Source organism: Flavobacterium xanthum, from assembly GCF_900142695.1.
Classification (GTDB): Bacteria; Bacteroidota; Bacteroidia; order Flavobacteriales; family Flavobacteriaceae; genus Flavobacterium; species Flavobacterium xanthum.
The window spans coordinates 1-2,851 of the sequence record NZ_FRBU01000083.1 but is presented as its reverse complement, the minus strand read 5'-3'; the positions used below and the strand labels follow the sequence as shown (position 1 = coordinate 2,851).

At 28.2% G+C, this 2,851-nt stretch carries 4 protein-coding genes; all 4 read right to left on the bottom strand.

Features of this window, described 5'->3' with window-relative positions:
• Positions 1-47 precede the first annotated feature (47 nt).
• A complete protein-coding gene (locus BUC11_RS16400) occupies positions 48-287 on the bottom strand; it encodes a nucleotidyl transferase AbiEii/AbiGii toxin family protein (protein ID WP_073355774.1) in 240 nt (79 codons plus the stop codon).
• Positions 284-574, bottom strand: a complete 291-nt coding sequence (locus BUC11_RS16395) for a DUF6922 domain-containing protein (RefSeq protein WP_073355773.1) — start codon at positions 572-574, stop codon at positions 284-286. The genes BUC11_RS16400 and BUC11_RS16395 overlap by 4 nt, the downstream gene beginning before the upstream one ends.
• 415 nt (positions 575-989) lie before the next feature.
• Positions 990-1,586, bottom strand: coding sequence for a hypothetical protein (locus tag BUC11_RS16390; protein ID WP_073355771.1), 597 nt, complete (start codon positions 1,584-1,586; stop codon positions 990-992).
• Positions 1,586-2,566, bottom strand: a complete 981-nt coding sequence (locus tag BUC11_RS16385) for a hypothetical protein (protein WP_073355770.1) — start codon at positions 2,564-2,566, stop codon at positions 1,586-1,588. The genes BUC11_RS16390 and BUC11_RS16385 overlap by 1 nt, the downstream gene beginning before the upstream one ends.
• Positions 2,567-2,851 lie beyond the last annotated feature (285 nt).

Genomic DNA, 2,851 nt, shown 5'->3' with positions numbered 1-2,851 from the left:
GTTATTTCCGATTTTAGCCTAGAAAATAGAAATGAAAACTTAAAAAACTATCTTAAGTTTCTAAAAAAGTTGCATCGCGAATAGGTCGCAGCATAAACTTCTTCTATAATTTTATCAAAAGTAACTCTATCAATGATTATTGGAGAGATAAAATCGATATCAATTGAAACACGGTGATTGTATCTTAAAGCCAAATTTGTACCACCACCTAACGAAAATTTAGAGATGCTTGATAAATTTTGTAATTCTAAAATGGTTTGTTTTAGGATTGGACTTACTGCACTCATACTTGTTTGAAACGTGCAAAAGTGGGTACATTGTATCTTTTTGCGACCATTGCGCAAACTTCGTTACTAATACGCTCCTTTGTGGTTTTAAGGTACTTAAGGATTAGTGTTTTGGAATAATACTGTTCTAGTTTAACAATATCTGTTGCAAAAGTTTCCTGGTTAGTGGCAAACAAAGCCCGTGGAATTATAATATCCTTATCTCTAGAGAGATTAAGTTTACTATGATCCATATCCCAAAATAAATGTTTGGGAAAAATTGACGCTATGTTGATTGATTGTTTCACTATGCAAAATTAGTCATTTTTTTAATAACAGTCGTTAATAAATACTCAAACCGGTGTTAATTCACGTAATCAAACAATTATAAATTACTAAGATCGCGTTTGTTATAATAATGACATGATCGTTGTTTTACTTTAATTATATTTATCATAATACTTTTATATTTCTAATTAAATAAAAAAGATAGCCCAGTCAGATTACCTTTAACTCTTCTTTAAATTAAAGAAGTTTTTACCAAATTAGATCACTTTTTAAAGTGTAACAGTTAAAAATCTTCCTTCAAACAAAAAAAACGTATCATCATTCACTAAAAGCCAAATAATTAAAATTCTAATATTTGGTTTTCAAATTTGAATCCGTATTCAATTTTACTGGTTGTAAAACTTTATCTAGCAATTTAACAAAGTACTATCTTTACTATTCATTTTGAAATTCCTGAGTATTCATATCGTGAATCAGCATATCGTAAATATCTGTCAAGATATGCAAGAGCAATATGATAAATTGAAAGCCTACAAAATATGACCAGAAATTGAAAAAGTAATCTGATACTAAATTGAGGTTATCAACAAATTCTTTAATAAAATATTTCTCCAGACGTATATAGTTTAACTGCGTAAAAAACATTAAACCAATAGTTGCAATAGAAAGTAATATAGCATAGCTAATAGAAGCAATAAGTCTCTCGCAAAATATTTTGTAGTCTTGAGCATATTTACTGGTTGGCTCATATGCAGAATGTAAAAGATTCTTCCTTTTTTCCATTTTTTCCGAAACTACAATGAGTAAATTAAAAAATAATCCAGCAAAAATAGATATACCAGTTATGAAATAGGTTATTGAATTTTCATCTAAAAGCTGATTTAAGCAGATAAGAATAGTTGAAATAATACATGGTATACCGTAGTAAAAAATGTTAAGCTTAAGTTTTGACGATATCAATTTATCTCTATTGTCATAATAAAGAGAATGGATTGCCTCACTTCTGATATTTTTAAGTTTTAGTATTTTCACTAGTAATTTATTTCTTTTTTAACTTTTTCCAGCAAGTCATCAGTGTATTTAACGATTTCAATAAGATTTGGCGTTCTATTCGCATTAGAAACTTCTAGTGGTAGAACGATTGTTGGTCTTATTTCAAATTTATCTTTGATCTTGGCATAAGCTTTACGGCCATGCTCGTCTTCATAATAAAATTTGGTTAAATACTTATCAGGATCCTCCATCCCTAACTCTTCCAAGTCTATCCCTATTGGATTTTTTTTATTAAACTTTGCGAAAAATTTTGCTATATTAGTTTTCTTTAAACCTTCTACGCTTATTGTTACTTTTAATCCATCAGAATCCTCAAATGCTCTATTAAATTTTTTTCTAGAATCTTTGTTTTCAATAGTACTAGTAAATGTAACCTTTTTTACAGAACTCCTGTTTATGTAACTTTCTTTTAGTTCCTCTGGAATGTGAATTATTCGATTAAATGACGCACCATATTTTGCATAAATTAATTTTAAAAAATCAATTAAAATACTGTTGATACTACCGATACTGTAGCTTTGAATCATTATTACACCCACCTGACTATCTGGCGGAGTCCATATTTTAAAATAATACGGTAACGAGGCTAGTTCTTTACTAGATATAGCTCCTACTGTTTTTTCATTATCTAATATATTATAAATTTTATGACCATATCCTGTATTACCACCATTGATTAGTCCTTCTATTATGCTTTCATTGTAACGATAACTAATATCTTTTGTGCTGCTAATGCCTTTGTTTTCATCTTTATTTAGATAAAATTTAGTACTAAATTCTTCTAGCATCATTTCTACAAATCGCTTATATAATTCCTCTGGTTTTACATTTTGACTATTTTCACCCGATTTACTAAACTTTTTTCTGTAAAACTCATTGAAGTCCATAAACTTATCTTTTTGAAATCGCTCTTTTAGGGTGAAAGTGTAAATTGATAGTTCTAAATTTATATCTGACATAAAGTATAATTTGTTATTTTAATATATTATTGTTTTTAATTTAAAATTTCTTTGAAAACTTAGATGAAAAAAAGAATTTTACTATATTCCAAAACCGCCTTGTATAACGAATTTTTGAAGCAAGTTGTCTACTTTTATATTTACCTTATACGGTAGTATACTTACTCCTTCTAGGTTTTCAAAATAGGCTTATGCTGCGACCTATTCGCGATGCAACTTTTTTAGAAACTTAAGATAGTTTTTTAAGTTTTCATTTCTATTTTCTAGGCTAAAATCGGAAATAAC

What these genes read in the sequence shown, in the direction of transcription:
- BUC11_RS16400 (WP_073355774.1), bottom strand. Translation starts at nt 287, where the DNA reads ATGAGTGCAGTAAGTCCAATCCTAAAACAAACCATTTTAGAATTACAA.
- BUC11_RS16385 (WP_073355770.1), bottom strand. Translation starts at nt 2,566, where the DNA reads ATGTCAGATATAAATTTAGAACTATCAATTTACACTTTCACCCTAAAA.